General features: G+C 36.5%; 17 protein-coding genes. All 17 read right to left on the reverse strand.

All coding sequences use genetic code 11. The features are described from left to right. Positions 1–2: 2 nt before the first annotated feature. Complete coding sequence (locus EV197_RS02175; RefSeq protein ID WP_130285098.1) at positions 3–1,229, reverse strand: murein hydrolase activator EnvC family protein; 1,227 nt, start codon at positions 1,227–1,229, stop codon at positions 3–5. Then, positions 1,226–2,002, reverse strand: coding sequence for a lipoprotein insertase outer membrane protein LolB1 (lolB1, locus tag EV197_RS02180; protein WP_130285099.1), 777 nt, complete (start codon positions 2,000–2,002; stop codon positions 1,226–1,228). Before lolB1 ends, EV197_RS02175 begins: the two co-directional genes overlap by 4 nt. Before the next feature lie 4 nt (positions 2,003–2,006). Continuing rightward, a complete protein-coding gene (locus EV197_RS02185; protein ID WP_130285100.1) occupies positions 2,007–3,395 on the reverse strand; it encodes a tetratricopeptide repeat protein in 1,389 nt (462 codons plus the stop codon). A 23-nt stretch (positions 3,396–3,418) separates the two neighbouring features. Continuing rightward, positions 3,419–4,435 carry a sugar nucleotidyltransferase gene (locus tag EV197_RS02190; RefSeq protein ID WP_130285101.1) on the reverse strand — a complete coding sequence of 339 codons (1,017 nt, stop codon included), beginning with the start codon at positions 4,433–4,435 and terminating at the stop codon, positions 3,419–3,421. Positions 4,436–4,465: 30 nt separating this feature from the next. After that, entirely contained in the window at positions 4,466–4,900 is a 435-nt protein-coding gene (gene dut, locus EV197_RS02195) for a dUTP diphosphatase (RefSeq protein ID WP_130285102.1), read from the reverse strand. A 22-nt stretch (positions 4,901–4,922) separates the two neighbouring features. Further along, entirely contained in the window at positions 4,923–6,374 is a 1,452-nt protein-coding gene (locus EV197_RS02200; protein WP_130285103.1) for a lipopolysaccharide biosynthesis protein, read from the reverse strand. A 32-nt stretch (positions 6,375–6,406) separates the two neighbouring features. After that, complete coding sequence (locus EV197_RS02205; protein ID WP_130285104.1) at positions 6,407–6,904, reverse strand: hypothetical protein; 498 nt, start codon at positions 6,902–6,904, stop codon at positions 6,407–6,409. 154 nt (positions 6,905–7,058) lie between these two features. After that, positions 7,059–7,919, reverse strand: a complete 861-nt coding sequence (gene atpG / locus EV197_RS02210; protein ID WP_130285105.1) for an ATP synthase F1 subunit gamma — start codon at positions 7,917–7,919, stop codon at positions 7,059–7,061. Between the two features lie 136 nt (positions 7,920–8,055). After that, positions 8,056–9,639: a F0F1 ATP synthase subunit alpha gene (atpA, locus tag EV197_RS02215; RefSeq protein WP_130285106.1), complete on the reverse strand. Its 1,584-nt coding sequence runs from the start codon at positions 9,637–9,639 to the stop codon at positions 8,056–8,058. 52 nt (positions 9,640–9,691) lie between these two features. Further along, positions 9,692–10,219, reverse strand: coding sequence for an ATP synthase F1 subunit delta (atpH, locus tag EV197_RS02220; protein ID WP_130285107.1), 528 nt, complete (start codon positions 10,217–10,219; stop codon positions 9,692–9,694). Between the two features lie 8 nt (positions 10,220–10,227). Continuing rightward, positions 10,228–10,728, reverse strand: a complete 501-nt coding sequence (locus tag EV197_RS02225; protein WP_130285108.1) for a F0F1 ATP synthase subunit B — start codon at positions 10,726–10,728, stop codon at positions 10,228–10,230. Positions 10,729–10,813: 85 nt separating this feature from the next. Then, on the reverse strand, positions 10,814–11,005 hold the full coding sequence (gene atpE, locus EV197_RS02230; protein ID WP_053970734.1) for an ATP synthase F0 subunit C: 192 nt from the start codon (positions 11,003–11,005) through the stop codon (positions 10,814–10,816). A 33-nt stretch (positions 11,006–11,038) separates the two neighbouring features. Next, entirely contained in the window at positions 11,039–12,118 is a 1,080-nt protein-coding gene (gene atpB / locus EV197_RS02235; protein WP_130285109.1) for a F0F1 ATP synthase subunit A, read from the reverse strand. 117 nt (positions 12,119–12,235) lie between these two features. Further along, positions 12,236–12,619: a DUF6168 family protein gene (locus tag EV197_RS17275; RefSeq protein ID WP_423190644.1), complete on the reverse strand. Its 384-nt coding sequence runs from the start codon at positions 12,617–12,619 to the stop codon at positions 12,236–12,238. Positions 12,620–12,640: 21 nt separating this feature from the next. Continuing rightward, complete coding sequence (locus tag EV197_RS02240; RefSeq protein ID WP_130285110.1) at positions 12,641–12,874, reverse strand: AtpZ/AtpI family protein; 234 nt, start codon at positions 12,872–12,874, stop codon at positions 12,641–12,643. Further along, on the reverse strand, positions 12,834–13,262 hold the full coding sequence (locus EV197_RS02245) for a bactofilin family protein (RefSeq protein WP_130285111.1): 429 nt from the start codon (positions 13,260–13,262) through the stop codon (positions 12,834–12,836). Before EV197_RS02245 ends, EV197_RS02240 begins: the two co-directional genes overlap by 41 nt. 29 nt (positions 13,263–13,291) lie before the next feature. Then, positions 13,292–15,910 (reverse strand): type IX secretion system periplasmic lipoprotein PorW/SprE, encoded by a 2,619-nt coding sequence (gene porW / locus EV197_RS02250; RefSeq protein ID WP_242610676.1) that lies wholly within the window; start codon positions 15,908–15,910, stop codon positions 13,292–13,294. Positions 15,911–16,021: the final 111 nt, after the last annotated feature.

Here is a 16,021-nt window from a genome sequence, read left to right on the forward strand (position 1 = left end):
CATCACATTTTATACACCCATTGCTGAGGGTTTAACTTTTTAGCATTCTGAAAGATAAGAAACTTCATCACCGCTCTACCAGTCTTCGGATTAGTACGTACCTGTCCTATAGTTTCTTTAGTGCTTACCCGCTGTCCTTCCTTGACGGAAATTCGCTCCAAGTTATAGTAGGTCGTAATATAATTACCGTGTCGAACCTGAACCAAGCGACTAGCGCCTTTGAGCTTTTGGATTGCAATTACCTCCCCTTCAAAAATGGCTCTTGCTTTTTCGCCCGGCATCGTCTCTATTTCTACACCGCTACTATTAATTTGTATATTGGGTAAAGTAGGATGTGGTTGCCGTCCAAACTTACGTGTAAGACGACCTGTACCCACCGGCCAAGGTAGTTTCCCTTTATTATTGGTGAAGCCTTTGGCTAAATTCTCTTCCTCAGGAGTCATTGCAAAGGTAACCGCACTTCCTTTTTTGTCACTTGGTTTACCAGCCTTTTTATTAGCCTTAGCAATCGCTTCTCTAATTAATTTTTCAATTTCTTTTTCAATCGCATCAGCCTGTGCTTGTTTTTCTTTAATCTGCTTGGTGTATAAGCTCTGCTTTTGACGAATTGAAGCCATCAGCGTTTGTTGCTCAATCTTTTCTGATCTTAATTTTTCCTGTTCTTCCTGATTTTCTTGAACCAAGCGTTGTTTTTCTTTCTTTTGTATCGCTAAACCCTGGTTTAAAGATTGCAGTGCGGCGGTTTTGCGTTCTATATCATCGGCCTGCTCTTTGCGAAACTCATTATATTGTTTCATATACTGTAATCGCTTATAGGCTTGGGCAAAATTCTTGGAAGAAAGCAAAAACATAATTCGGCTTTGGCTGGATTTACTTTTGTATGATTTTTTAATCATTTTAGCATAATCCTCCTTCAATTCTTTCAACTCTTTGCGATTGGATTGGATCTTTTTAAGATTGTTATCTATCTCTCTACTCAGTAAATTTGCTTGTTGATTGGTGATCTTAATTAAGTTCTCTCTGGTGCTTATCTGAGCATTTATAGCCTCTATTTCATCGAGTAAGGAGCGTTCTTTTTGTTTAGTATTAGCCCTAAGCGCTTTCATTTGCTCAATTTCTTGTCGCAAACGCTGGCGTTCTTCTTCTAACTCCTGTTGCTTTGCCGATTGAGCAAAACACGAATAACTCGTTACTAAAAGCGCTATAATAAAAAGTCTAACTGTCTTCATTTTATTGTTAACTCCTCGTATCCTGATGGAATATTATAAGGAAAGCTGATCTCTGGATTGAAATCAACTACCCTATATTCTATAGTTATCAAAGTACGCTCCTCAGCTTGATCTGCTTTGATATATATTTCTTTAGGAAAATACTGATTACCCACCTTTTGATAGGTCGGATACTTTATCTGCAACGTTCGGTTTTCTTTAGGTTGACTAATTCCCTGAAGGGCCATTTTAAAACTTGCGGGTTGTACCAATAATAGGCGATCAAAATGAGCTAATTCTTTTTTAGGTTGTAACTTATAATTTTCGTTTTGTACAGATGCCTTAAATTTTTCACCCCTTAGATCAAACATCGACTGCCCCAAAAGCATTTGTTGTACCTTATAAAAATCCAGATCCGTTCCTAACCACTCTTCAATCATTTTGAAGCTTCCATCAAAATAAGTGTTATTTATCTTTTCATAATAGGTCACTTTATCCGGAGTCAACATCGCTTTAGCCACTGTTATTCCAAGTACTTTGGCGCTTATCCAAATGACTTCATCTTTCTTCATACGTAGCGAAACCGTTGGGCTGACCGATTTTTTTCCATCATCGTAGGTCACCTTTAACCGCGCATTAATTGTATTAAAATTAAATGAACGATTATAATGGTTGGAAATAATTTTATCAGAATTCATGGCATCAATTGCTCCTGCTTTATCCACATTGCTACTTTTGCAACCACTAAGCACGGTTACAAACAAAAGGAGTATTACGATTAATTTTTTAGTCATTGACTTACGATTTATTTTCTAATTCTGATGCTTTTTCTTTATAACGTGTGGCTTTGGGCTCATCACCTAGTTGCTTATAAGCCAATCCTATTTGTCGGTAAAAATCGGCTTCCATCTTCTCATCTTCGATAATATAGTCCATTCCTGTTAACAAAATATCCAATCCCTCCTGGCTTTTATTAAGATTGATCAAGGCTACCCCTTGTGCTAAATAAAAAATAGGTTGAGCAGGGTATATCTCAATAGCAAGCTCGCTGCCTACCCTGGCCTTTTCATAGCGCTTAAGATCAATTTGTAAAAGTACAATACGCTTCAACAATTCATAATCCGTAGAAGCTCCTTTAAGGCTTCTTTCATAAAAGTTTAGCGCCAAAGCCTTTTCGTCCTTAGCGAAATAGAAATTACCTAGCTCCATAAAAACTTTATCCGCGCTATCATCTTGCTGCAGTAAGGTAATTACCTGTGTTAATTTATCCTCGTATTGTGGGTTAGCGTTTATATAGTCTAAAAAATCTTTGATCACCTTGTATTTGGAAGCCTCATCAATAACACCACTCTTTAGCGTTGTATTCATAGAGGTCATTGCTTTATCAATGTCGTTATCATCCAAGTAAAATTTATACAAAGCCATATGTACCAATTCTGAATCTGGTTTTTCGTCGACCAATCTTTTGGCTACCTCAAAGGCCTTCTCCTTTTGATCATCTTGACTATAGATGTAGATAAGATTAAGGTAATTTTGTTCTACTTTGGGGTTTTCCGCTATTTTGTCTTCTAAGCGTTGAATTTGACTATTCGGGTTGGTCAGCTTCAGGGTGATCCGCTTTCGCAATTCTTGACGATAACTATCTGTACCCAGTTCTTCGGTTAACTCATCCAACACACGTATCGCATCATCGTATCGTTCTTCGAGGTAATATAAATTAGCCAATTGTTCCTTAAACATAGGATCGAAAGTTGATAACTTTTCGACAACACTTACTGATTCTGAATACTTTTGCTGTTTAAAATATACTTCAAACATAAGTTCCAAAACATATTTATTATCTGGGCGTTGCTCCAATACTTTCCCAAAATTTTCTTCAGCTGCTGGGTATCTTTCGAGTTCTAGATAGTTCTTCCCTAACTCTAAATACAAAATTACAGGTTCGGGATCAATTTTAATACATCGCTGTAGGGCTTCGATAGCTCGTTCATAATTAGTGATGGCTTTTTGTTTTAATGCCTCAAAGAAATACTCTTGAAACTCATCACTAACATTGCCTAGATCATCTTCTACCGGTTGATTCCAAGTGGGTTCCAATTGTTTAATTTGCGCATAACCAGTGTTCGATACAGATAAGAATATCGTTACTAGTACTATAACCCTAAAACATCTTGAAACCTTCATCATCTAAAACTATAAATTACTATATATTATTCTAACACAGAATAATCACCTATACTTACAGCAGTATATTTACCATCATAAACTACATGATTTCCTATCATTGCGTTACTTAAGTCTGCGTTTTTTATCACACTATGTTCTTGTATTAAGCTTTCTTTAATAGTACTATCTTCGATAGTGGTATTACTTCCTACTGAAACATTAGGTCCTACTGTGGTGTTTTTTAACACTACATTTTCACCAATAAAGCACGGAGCAATGATATTAGCATTCTCCAATCGTACGGAATCTGACACCAGTTCTTCTTGGTCTTGTGCTAAGAAACCTAACATCCTGGTATTCGTTTCTACCGTTACTTGTTTATTTCCACAATCCATCCATTCATCTACTTTACCTGGTACAAAAACCTTACCCTTTTTCATCATACGCTTAATACCGTCATTAATCTGGTACTCTCCACCGTGAATGATATTATTATCTAGCACATACTGAAGCTCTTCTTTTAAAACTCCAACATCTTTAAAATAATAAATTCCAATTACCGCAAGATCAGAAACGTATTCCTTTGGTTTTTCAACCAATTCAACAATCTGGTTTTCTTTATTCAATTTTACTACACCATAAGCTTCGGGTTGATCCACTTGTTTTACCCAAATTACCGAATCTGCTTCTTTATCCAAATTAAAATCAGCTCTAATCAAGGTATCTGCATAGGCTATCACAGCAGGGCCTGATAACGACTCTTTAGCACTCATTATGGCGTGCCCGGTTCCTAAAGGTTTATCCTGTCGGTAAATTGATGCTTTAGCCCCTAATTCTTCCGCTAATGCTGTTAAACTTGTAACTACATCATCCCCAAAGAAAGCTGGATCTCCCAATATGAAAGCAATTTCCTCTATTGGTTCTCCTAATACTTTTGCAATATCCGTCACCAATCGATGTACAATTGGTTTACCTGCAACAGGAATTAAAGGCTTAGGTACTGTAAGCGTGTGAGGCCGTAATCGAGATCCTCTCCCTGCCATGGGTACGATGATTTTCATATCTATATGATTAACTTATTATACTTTTTATTATTGCACACCGGTGCTTCCAAAGCCACCAGCTCCTCTTTCAGTTTCTGACAAAGTGTTTACTTCTTCCCACACAGCTCTTTCGTGCTTTGCTATGACAAGCTGAGCAATACGCTCTCCATTATTAATGACAAAATCTTCATTAGAAAGATTGACCAAAATAACTCCTACCTCTCCTCTATAATCCGCGTCTATGGTCCCTGGAGCATTAAGTACTGTGATTCCTTTTTTTGCCGCCAGTCCACTTCGAGGTCTTACCTGCGCTTCAAAACCTATTGGTAGCTCTATAAAAAGTCCAGTTTTTACAATGGTTCGCTCTAATGGTTTTAGCGTTATCGGTGTTTCGAGATTTGCTCGTAAGTCCATGCCTGCTGAGGCAATAGTCTCATATTCCGGTAAGCTATGGGCAGATGTATTAACGATCTTTATATGCATATGTTGGGATTCTTTTTACTTTTTATTTCTTCAACAATTGTTTTACTTCCCTTTTCTCTGTAATAAACAAAATTACTAAAAACACCAGTAACAAGGGGATGGAAATCCAATAATTACCATTGGCTACATAAAATGATACTGCCGAAAATGCTATTGCTGTGATCAGGTAAAAACTTATTTTTTTTAGGTCATATGGTATCGGATAATATTTCTTTCCGTAGTACCAAGATACCATCATCATCGTACTGTACGCAGCCAGGGTTGCAATGGCTGAACCTAAGTAGCTATAGTAAGGAATTAGCAAAAAGTTTAATCCTAAGGTGACTATTGCCCCGAAGACGGAAATATATGCGCCAAATTTGGTGCGATCGGTGATTTTATACCATACTGATAAATTATGGTATATCCCCAAGCATAAATTGGCTAATAAAATAATAGGAACAATAGTCATTGCCTCCCAATACGCTTGGTCACGAATAAGTAGAAATTTCAAAAGGTCAGAAAAAACAATAACTCCTAATAGAATTAGTGAACCTAAAGCTACAAAGTATTTAGTTATTAAAGCATACATATTTAATGCACCTTTTCGCTCTGCGAACTTAAAGAAAAAGGGCTCTATACCTAATCGAAAAGCAGTAGCAAAAAGCGTCATAAACAATGCTAATTTGTAACAGGCAGAATATACTCCGACTATATGATCTGCTTTTCCTTCAGGTAGTAAGAAATCTAAAATAATTCTGTCAAAAGTTTCATTGATGGAAAATGCAATCCCTGAAACTAATACCGGGAACGCATATCGCATCATTCTTTTCCATAATTGACTATCAAATTTTAGCTTCAAATTAAAATAAAAAGTGATTAGCAATAGCAAAGTAACGGCACTTGCCACTAAGTTAGATATGAAAATATAGCTTATCTCGAAGTTATCTTTGCATATATAGTCAAAAACTGAAGGCTTTGCTGTAAGTTGAATTAAGAATAGTAAAAAGAATATGTTGAGTCCAAAATTGACTATTACATTTATAATTTTTATAGCGGCATAACGAATGGGGCGTTCCTTAGCTCTTAAATAAGCAAAAGGTATAATTACCAAAGCATCGAGCAGTATTATCCAGATGACTAGCGTTATATATTTTATATCAATACCAGTAAGATCCGCTATCTGCTGTTTGGTAGACAGGGCTATAGCAAAAAATAAAAATGATGATAGCGTCAACGAAATTGCAGAGGTATGTACAACAGATTCTTTGTCAGATTCCTTGTTAAAAAACCTAAAAAAAGCAGTTTCCATACCATAGGCTAGTATGACATTAAATAAAACGAAATATGAAAAAATTATCGAAACCTCACCATATTCTTCTGTTGGCAATTGGTCTGTATAAAGGGGTACCAGTAAAAAAGACAACATTCTGGGTAATACTGTTGCCAGCCCATAAATAAAGGTTTGCTTAAATAGTTTTTGAAAAACTGCCAAATTCTCTTTTTCTTAAAGGCCTAAAATACGTTTTATTGCTTGATTTGCATAGGATAGGCTTCCATCTTCTTTTCCTGAAGCTTCTGAATCTTAAAAAAACCTTGTTTATCACCTTTACTATAAGCTATAACACATTCTTGTGCTGCTAGGTCAAAAGGGATTTTTTCTGTCTGTGGTAGGGTATTTTTATGTTCTTTTTGCGGATCATCACTCATTATGATATCCCTCTCTGTTTTTAGATTTTCATATTTGCCTGTAAATACATTTTCGTTCACCTTCTTTTGAAGCATAATTTTATGTCCGTCAAAGTAGGCATATTGAAGTTGAATGTCTTGCTTGCCCTCTGCTACAGGTAAGTATAAGGTAAATCCCGTTCCACCACCTTTTATACCCGACATCCATTTTTGGTAGTAAGCTTCACTCAGTAATACCGGCTGAATATCATCAATCTTTTGGCTGCTCGCACATTGAATCATTGTAAAAGCCATACAAAACAGTATCCCAGTTATCACTATTCTTTTGGATCTCATAAATTGATTATTAATTATGGTTAACACTTCAATAGTTATACCAAGATAACAAACTCCAGCTATACCTTTCCTTATTTACGCTAAAATTTAATGCAACAAAAAAGCCTCACATCTGTGAGGCTCTGGTATTGTATGTTTATAAAACCATACGTTTTTATCCGTTTAAGGCTTCTGCACCACCAACGATTTCAAGAATTTCATTAGTAATTGCAGCCTGTCTTGCTTTGTTGTACGATAGTTTAAGTGAGTCTCTTAATTCTTTAGCGTTATCTGTCGCCTTATGCATCGCAGTCATACGCGCCCCATGCTCAGAGGCAAAAGAATCTCTAATGGCTTTGTACAATTGCGTTTTTAAAGACTTAGGGATTAATTCTTCTACAATTTCTTGCTTCTCTGGCTCAAAAATGTAATCTAAATTAACCTTTTTCTCACCTTCTACTGGCAAGATTGGTAAAAACTGTTCTGTAGTTACAATCTGCGAAGCTGCGTTTTTAAATTGATTGTATACCAATACTATTTTATCATAATCACCAGCTGTAAATCTTTTCATCAAATCCTCTGCAATTTCAGCAACATTAGCAAATGATAAGTCGTCAAAAACATCATCCCTATTCACTACGATGGTCTGTGTTTTAGAAATAACATCATTCACTTTTTTACCGATGGTCACAAAATCAACCTGTTTACCAGCATATTCCGTTTGATAAAGCGCTCTACACGCTTTAATTATATTGGTGTTAAAAGCTCCTGCTAAACCTCTATTTGAAGCAATAGCAACAACTAAAACCTTATTTACTTCTCTTTGTTCGGCATAAACACTTGCATTATCTCCCTCTAAAGAAGCACTTAGGCTTTGTAATAGTTCCGTAAGCTTATCGGCATAAGGTCGCATTGCTGTAATAGCCATCTGAGCTTTATTCAACTTAGCAGCAGATACCATTTTCATAGCACTGGTTATCTGCATTGTCGAAGAAACAGATGTAATCCTATTACGTAACTCTTTTAAGTTTGCCATTTTTTATAAGTTATGAATTATAAGTGATGTGCTATACGCTTTTAAAAACCTATTGTCATCACAAGTATTCAAAATAATCTTTAGAAACCTTCAACTGATTTTTGCCGAAAAAGGCAAAAATCAGTCCAGTAGCTTCTTAGTTATTTTTGTACTTAGCAGCGATTTCTTTAGTAGCATTAACTAAAACGTCTGTTACCTCATCTGTTAGCTTTCCAGCTTTTAAAGTATCAAGCGTATCTCTATACTTAGCGTTTAAGTACTGTATATAATCTCTTTCGAATTCTTTTACTTTTTCTACAGGAACATCACGTAATAAATTCTTTGAACCTGCGTAGATAATTGCAATCTGATCTTCAACAGTGTACGGATCGTTTTGCGCTTGCTTCAGGATTTCCACGTTACGCTTACCTTTTTCAATTACATTTAAGGTAGCTGCATCCAGGTCAGATCCGAACTTAGCAAAAGCTTCTAATTCACGGAACTGTGCTTGATCCAGTTTTAAGGTACCTGCTACTTTTTTCATTGACTTGATCTGAGCAGATCCACCTACACGTGATACAGAAATACCTACGTTAATTGCAGGTCTTACACCTGAGTTAAATAGGTCAGACGTTAAGAATATCTGTCCATCCGTAATCGAAATTACGTTGGTTGGAATATATGCAGATACGTCACCAGCTTGTGTTTCAATAATCGGTAATGCCGTTAATGAACCACCACCTTTTACTTTATCCTTAAGTGAGTCTGGTAAGTCGTTCATGTCCTTAGCGATCGTATCATCATTGATAACCTTAGCCGAACGCTCTAACAATCTAGAGTGTAAGTAGAAAACGTCTCCAGGATACGCCTCACGTCCTGGTGGACGACGTAATAACAAAGATACCTCACGATACGCCACTGCTTGCTTTGATAAATCATCATAGATGATCAAGGCTGGCCTACCTGTATCACGGAAATATTCTCCGATTGCAGCTCCAGCAAATGGTGCATATACCTGCATTGGTGCAGGATCCGAAGCGTTTGCAGCTACTATAGTAGTATACGCTAATGCTCCTTTATCTTCTAATACCTTAGCGATAGCGGCAACGGTTGAAGCCTTTTGCCCTACAGCTACATAGATACAATATACCGGCTCACCAGCATCATAAAACTCTTTTTGATTAAGGATGGTATCGATACAAACCGTTGTTTTACCAGTTTGACGGTCACCAATAACAAGCTCACGCTGTCCTCTACCAATCGGCACCATTGCGTCAATCGACTTAATACCTGTTTGTAGCGGTTCCGTTACTGGTTGACGAAAAATTACCCCAGGAGCTTTACGCTCTAATGGCATTTCAAAAGTTTCTCCTTCAATCGCTCCTTTTCCATCGATAGGATTTCCTAGTGTATCTACTACTCGTCCTACAATTCCTTCTCCTACATTAATAGACGCGATGCGCTGAGTTCTCTTTACGGTTACTCCTTCTTTTACTTCAGTAGAAGGACCTAAAAGTACTACCCCAACATTATCTTCTTCAAGGTTAAGAACGATTCCTTCTAAACCAGAATCAAATTGTACTAATTCTCCGTATTGAGCATTAGACAATCCGTATACACGTGCGATACCATCACCTACTTGTAATACTGTACCCACTTCCTCTAAAGAAGCTGTCGCTTCAAAACCGGATAATTGTTGTTTTAATATTGCTGAAACTTCAGCAGGATTCACTTCTGCCATTTTATAGTAATTTAAACGGGCGTTATTACCCCTATTTAATTATTAGTTTAATTTAATTTTTTAATTCTCTTCTTAAAGTAGTTAACATATGTTCAACACTTGCATTATACTGCAAATCACCTACTCTAAGAATAAAACCACCGATAATGCTTTCGTCTACAATATTCGTTACCGCAGCTTCATTACCTGTTAATTCCTTTACCTTTTGTAACACCTTTTCTTTTAATGCTCCATCCAAAGGAACCGCAGTTGTTACCGTAGCCAACTTCGTATTGTTTATATCGTTATATAGTTTACTATACTCTTCGGCTACACTACCTAACTGGTTAATTCTTTTATTGTCAATTAAGGTAGCAAAGGCTCCTTCCGTTATGGTGTGTGCTCCTTTAAATATTTCCTTTAAACAACTCAGTTTCACTTCGTTTTTAACTAAAGGACTTGATAACACCACTCTTAAATCCTTGGAACTGGTAACGGTATCCGCTATAGTAACCATATCTTTTTGAATGTCTGCAGTGACATTTTTGTCCTGAGCTAAACTTAAAATTGCTTTGGCGTATCTTACTGCTGCTCTACCCATGGCTCTTATTAATTTATCGTAACATCTCCAAGCATCGTCTCTACTAACTGCATTTGCTTGTCCTTGCTTGATAATTCATTTCTTACTACTTTCTCTGCAATCTCTACAGATAATTCTGCTACCTGATTCTTTAATTCCGCTAAAGCAGCTTTCTTTTCATTTTCGATACTTGCATTGGCTTGGGCAACGATTTTATCAGCTTCTGCCTGTGCTTCAGATTTTGCTTCGGCGATCATAGCATCTTTCATCTGCCTAGCTTCCTTAAGCATTGTGTCTCTTTCTGCTCTTGCCTCGTTAATAATTCTTTCGTTGTCTGCTTGTAAGTTTTGCATCTCCTTACGTGCTGCTTCTGCAGACTCTAAAGCGCTTTTAATACCTTCTTCGCGATCACTTACTGCTTTTAAAATAGGCTTCCAAGCGTATTTTTTCAACAATAATACTAATCCGATAAATATTACTGCCTGCCAAAAAAACAGACCAAACGAAAAATCATTAATTAACTTCTCCATTGTAAATAATTATATTCTTTCTTGTTTAATTTCAAAAATGTGAAACAATAGCTGCAGCCAACCGCTACAGCTATTTGTTTTGTAATTAAGCTGCAAATAAAGCAGCAAATCCAATACCTTCAATAAGTGCTGCTGCGATAAGCATAGCAGTTTGGATTTTTCCAGAAGCCTCAGGCTGACGAGCGATTGCTTCCATAGCTTGTCCACCAATTCTACCAATACCTAATCCGGCACCAATAACGATTAAACCAGCTCCTACAATGTTTGGAATAGTCATAACTATATAATTAAAAAATTAAACAAATTATCTTTAATGATGCGCTTCTTCATTTGCCATACCGAAGTATAACGCAGAAAGCATCGTAAATATATACGCTTGTAATGCCGCTACTAACAGCTCTAAAATTGCTAATGCAAAAGCTAACCCAAATGATAATGGGCTACCAATCCAAGATTTAAATAAAACCACCATACCGATGATACTCATTAATACTACGTGACCAGCAGTCATGTTGGCATATAGACGAATCATTAGTGAAAATGGTTTGATAAACACTCCTAATAATTCGATTGGAGCTAACACTATTTTCATAAACGTAGGCACTCCTGGCATCCAAAAAATATGACCCCAGTAGTTTTTATTCGCTGTAAAATTAGTTATCAAAAAAGTTAATAAGGCTAATCCAAAAGTTACTGCAATATTTCCTGTAACGTTAACCCCTAGTGGCGTCATTCCTAATAAATTCAATAACCATACAAAGAAGAATACCGTTAACAAAAAGCTCATATACTTTTTGTATTTCTTTTCACCGATATTTGGTATAGCAATCTCGTCTCTAACAAAAATTACTAACGGTTCTAAAAATCTTCCGAACCCTTTAGGGATTGCCCCGTTCTTTTTGTAAGATTTAGCTAAGCCTCTAAACATTAAAAACAATAACAACCCTGCCAATAGCATAGTGATTACGTTTTTGGTAATTGAAAAATCTAAAGGTTTATCATTGGTAGGATGATGCCCCTCTTGGTCCATAGTTATGGTACCTTCAGCATCCGTTTTGTATATTTTACCGTGGTATAGCTTATAATAGTTTCCATCTACCTCAGCAACAGTTTCGCCGTGGTGAAATTTAGAAGAAGAAAACACCTTTAACCCATCATCCCAAAGGATTACTGGTAATGGAAAACCTACGTGAGTTCCTGCCTCTCCATCCGACCATAACGTAAAATCATAGGAGTCCAGAAGGTGATGGTCGATATACGCTTTAATCTCCTCTTTGGTATCTACTGCACCACCGTTATTACCTTTTTCAGCATCTTTTGCAAACAGACTTAACGATGTAAAAATCAGAGCAAAAGTCAATAAAAATCTAGCAACACTTAGTTTTTGCATTCCGGGTTTAATTTCGGTTCTTAAATTTCGGTGCAAATGTACATATAAAAGTTAGATTTTAAACATTTTTTAATAAATATCTTATTTATGCATAATAGTTAAATAAAAAACTGAAAATCAATATTTTAGATTATTTAGAAGTCTGGATAAGAAGTATATCTCTAATACTAAGCAGATTACATAGGCAATGAAAAATTCTAAAAAGTTCGCTTTATCTATTGCAAAACCTAACCACTTACTAATTCCGAAAAAAATTGCCAGTTTTAGCGTACTACTTCCCAGAAAAATAAAACCTAAATAGTCCTTGAATTTTACACTCAAAAAAATAATTAAAAGCCCCGTAATGAGGGTAAATATTCCATTAAATAGATACGAAAAATGAACGAGTGAAAATCCAGTTTTTAAGGCCGTATGATGTAGTTGCGATTGGTGTACACCGTAAGCAATGCCTAGCGCCACAAAAAGTGAAAGTATGAATTGTATAGCAAGCCTAGACTGCATAAATTAGCACAGAGGGGTGGTTTAAGATTTGTTAATTCGTTCTAGTTGTTTAATTACAATATACAAAGAAGCTACTACCCCAAAAATAACCAGACCCATAGTGAACCATTTTCTTTCGTATTGAAAATATTCGTCTAATTTTTTTCCGGCGTAGGCACAGACAAATATGGTTGCTCCCATCTGAAAAGCGATTCCAGATAGTGCAGCATATTTTTTAAGCGGATTTCCCTTGTCCTTGCGGTTGTTTTTGTCCATCCTGTTTGCTTATTGTTTTAATACTTCCTTTCATTTGACAAGAAGCATTAAAGGTAGCTCCTGGTTCTACAGCTAATTTACCTGCAGAAACCTCACCTTCAATATGTGCAGTGGGTTTCAAAGATAAGGTGCCTGATACTACAAGAGTACCTGAAAATTTACCTTCAAAATCCGCATCAGAACACTCTAACGAACCCTGGATAAATCCTGTTGAACCTACCACTACCTTACCCGTAGTTTTAAAGGTACCTTCTACCGTTCCTTCTACTCTAAAACCTCCTTCGGAAACAATGTCTCCAACGATTTTAGTTCCTTCAGAAATTCTATTCTGATTTCTTGAAAAATCTGAGGGGCCTTGATCTCTTCCTTTTTTATTATCTGAAAACATATGATTAATGATTAGGGTATGTTAAGTTATTACTTCGTTTCTTGTTGATTATAATCGTATTGATCTAAGTTCTTATGGATCTGTACAATCCTATAATTGGGAGATGCCATTACAACGTAGGGTTTTTTAACCGCTGGATAATATTTCTTTTTCCTATTGTAATTGCGTATATCTACTCCTCTGGTATCTTCAACCTGACCCATTTCTAATAGCTCGGCTAAGCCCTGTGCGCCTAAACGATCTCGCCTGGTATGCACCACCACAAATTGTTGATCTATGGTGTAGGCGTCAACAGAAACCTTCATATCATCATACCGAAGCTCCTGTAACACCTCTTCGATTCGTTGTTTAAGTGCAATCGCCTCATTATTTTGAGATGCGTCAAAGGCATATATAATTTTGTTGTTCAATTCGGTATCCCCTTGTTTGGTAAATTGATCACTTTTAATTTGTGGAATGGTTGTTTCAATGATCAATTGCGCCTTTTTACCTTCAGGGCTTTGTGGATAATTCAGCGCTACATAATTCAACGCTTTTTCGTAGGGTTCAAAACCTCTAAATCTACCAATAGCTTGTGCTTTCAACAACTCAAATTTTGGTATAAATGCTTCGCCTTCGAACTTATTGATCATAGCATTACTCTCGGCAATCACCTTGGCAAAATTCTGATTTTTAAATTCAGCATATAAACTATTGTAAATCGCCTCTGGGCTATCTTCGTCTTCAATCTCTTTATCTGGATTTAATAGCACCTTTGCATATCGACTATCCAAATGGTTGTTAATGATATTGGCTTTCATAGTAGCCGCTTTCTCTTCTTTACCCTGCAGCTGGTATATCTTGAATAAATTGTATTTTGAAGGAACTACTAATTTTTCTTCGGGATTACTCTCTAATAAATTTTCTAATTTATCAATAGCTAAATCGTACTCCTGAAACTTTTCCTTATAAATAATACCCAATTGATAGTAGGCAAAGTTTCGTTCTGTTTGCAGACTGTCAATTACTTTTGGGTCTCCTGGCACTTGTGCGATGTAGGTTAACGGGTCGAATGTGGGATCCGAATCTATAGAATATAATTGCTCCTTTATATTTTCATCCGTAGCTACTGCTTTTGGATCCGTTTTAGCAGCTATTCTCCAGTTATCTTGTAGTTCTCGGTTACCATACAAACGCTTAAAAGTACTTTTACCAAAAGCCACGGTGGTGGGGTTGTAAAAATAAAAGGTGCCACCACTTTTTGGTCCGCCTGCCGGATTTGCTGCACCTGGTTGTTGAAACTGTCGTTCTGGAGGAAGATTCTGCCTAAAATCAGCAGCTTCTTCTGCTTCCTTTTCTTTAATCGCAATAGCTTTAAGGCTATCCGCATATTGTTTAAAATACGTTAATCGCTCATCATCACTCATCGCAACCACTCTTAGAATACTGTCATTCTTACGAGCAATGCCGTCATAAAGGATGACATCGTCTAAATTATCTCGTTTTCGTTTTAGTACTCTAAATTTCTTGGAGTTTTCATTCAATCTTTCCAGCGTACTATCATAATACGCACCTGCAATTGCATATTCCTTAGCATCAAAACTAAAATTACCCAGGTTGATGTAGTTTTTGGACTCCAATATTCTGTCCTGCAGTTTTGTTCTCAGGGATTTATTATAATAGGCCACAGCACCTTCAATGGAATCGGTATTTTTAAAGTACTCGGCTTTTTGGTAATAAATGATATCTAAAAACGGACGATTTTCTCTATTCTCTTCAAGGTCTGTTAATAATTCCAAAAACTCCTCTTTATTGCCGAGTTCGTAATTGAAATTTCTGGCTCGTGCGGCGTGCGCATTAATCAAATATCTACGGGGTGTTTTTCGATTAAGATCAATTACCTGCTTATACGCATAATTAGCGCTGTCTTTATACCCCAATTTATCTAGTAACTGCCCTTTTATAAAATAGTACCGCCCTTTTTCTTCGTTATTTTTGGTATGAATAGCCGATTTAGTGATATAGGTAATAGCAGAATCCACTTCCTTCAAATTAATGTAGGCTTGTGCAATCATTGACAAGGCATCTGCATAATCCTGATCATTGAGGTACTCGAACTTAATCATTCTTTTAAGATCCTCAATCGCCTTTTCATTATTATCTAGGCGGGCGTTGGTTTTTGCCTTCCATACTTTTGCCTGATTTATAGAATTACTCGTTGGGTATTTATAGAGAATGTAGTTAAACGCTTCGAGCGCCGGAACAAATCGCTGCTCAAAATATCGGGCTTTACCTAAGAGCATAAAGGCTTCATCCATTTTGGGATTACGCTCTCTATTATCAATCAGCATGCTGTGTTTTTGAATCGCTTTAACTGATTTTTCCTCGGCTTTATCAAAGTTTTGATTGAGCACTTCGTTAGGTAAACGAACGTCTTCGCTAACGATCATACGCTCCACCGGAAGCACTTCCCAGAAGTTATCTCTATAATTTTGGATTAGTTCTTGTCTTCCTTGCGTAAAAGCATTTCGACCGTTATAAAGGGTATTGTTTTTGGTAGTAACATCATGCCAGGCTCTATTGACCCATTTGTCCTTTTTGCGAGAACAACTAAGACCAATTCCGAATAGCAAAAAAGCGAGTAAAAGATATGCTAATCTTATTTTCAAAATAAACTTCGTTTTTAGTACTTCAGATAACTAAAAATAACTGTTTTTAGTGTATGGTGTGTAGTAAAAATACTGTGTGAAATGTAAAAATACATTTCTTTATTAAAATAA

Origin of the sequence: Aquimarina brevivitae (assembly GCF_004216895.1) — a bacterium.
Classification (GTDB): Bacteria; Bacteroidota; Bacteroidia; order Flavobacteriales; family Flavobacteriaceae; genus Aquimarina; species Aquimarina brevivitae.

Coding starts and splice junctions, on each gene's coding strand:
- atpB (WP_130285109.1), bottom strand. CDS start 12,118: ATGCAAAAACTAAGTGTTGCTAGATTTTTATTGACTTTTGCTCTGATT.
- EV197_RS02190 (WP_130285101.1), bottom strand. CDS start 4,435: ATGAAAATCATCGTACCCATGGCAGGGAGAGGATCTCGATTACGGCCT.
- dut (WP_130285102.1), bottom strand. CDS start 4,900: ATGCATATAAAGATCGTTAATACATCTGCCCATAGCTTACCGGAATAT.
- atpG (WP_130285105.1), bottom strand. CDS start 7,919: ATGGCAAACTTAAAAGAGTTACGTAATAGGATTACATCTGTTTCTTCG.
- EV197_RS02245 (WP_130285111.1), bottom strand. CDS start 13,262: ATGTTTTCAGATAATAAAAAAGGAAGAGATCAAGGCCCCTCAGATTTT.
- EV197_RS02175 (WP_130285098.1), bottom strand. CDS start 1,229: ATGAAGACAGTTAGACTTTTTATTATAGCGCTTTTAGTAACGAGTTAT.
- atpA (WP_130285106.1), bottom strand. CDS start 9,639: ATGGCAGAAGTGAATCCTGCTGAAGTTTCAGCAATATTAAAACAACAA.
- atpE (WP_053970734.1), bottom strand. CDS start 11,005: ATGACTATTCCAAACATTGTAGGAGCTGGTTTAATCGTTATTGGTGCC.
- EV197_RS02205 (WP_130285104.1), bottom strand. CDS start 6,904: ATGAGATCCAAAAGAATAGTGATAACTGGGATACTGTTTTGTATGGCT.
- EV197_RS02185 (WP_130285100.1), bottom strand. CDS start 3,395: ATGATGAAGGTTTCAAGATGTTTTAGGGTTATAGTACTAGTAACGATA.
- atpH (WP_130285107.1), bottom strand. CDS start 10,219: ATGGGTAGAGCAGCAGTAAGATACGCCAAAGCAATTTTAAGTTTAGCT.
- lolB1 (WP_130285099.1), bottom strand. CDS start 2,002: ATGACTAAAAAATTAATCGTAATACTCCTTTTGTTTGTAACCGTGCTT.
- EV197_RS02240 (WP_130285110.1), bottom strand. CDS start 12,874: ATGGACAAAAACAACCGCAAGGACAAGGGAAATCCGCTTAAAAAATAT.
- EV197_RS17275 (WP_423190644.1), bottom strand. CDS start 12,619: ATGCAGTCTAGGCTTGCTATACAATTCATACTTTCACTTTTTGTGGCG.
- EV197_RS02225 (WP_130285108.1), bottom strand. CDS start 10,728: ATGGAGAAGTTAATTAATGATTTTTCGTTTGGTCTGTTTTTTTGGCAG.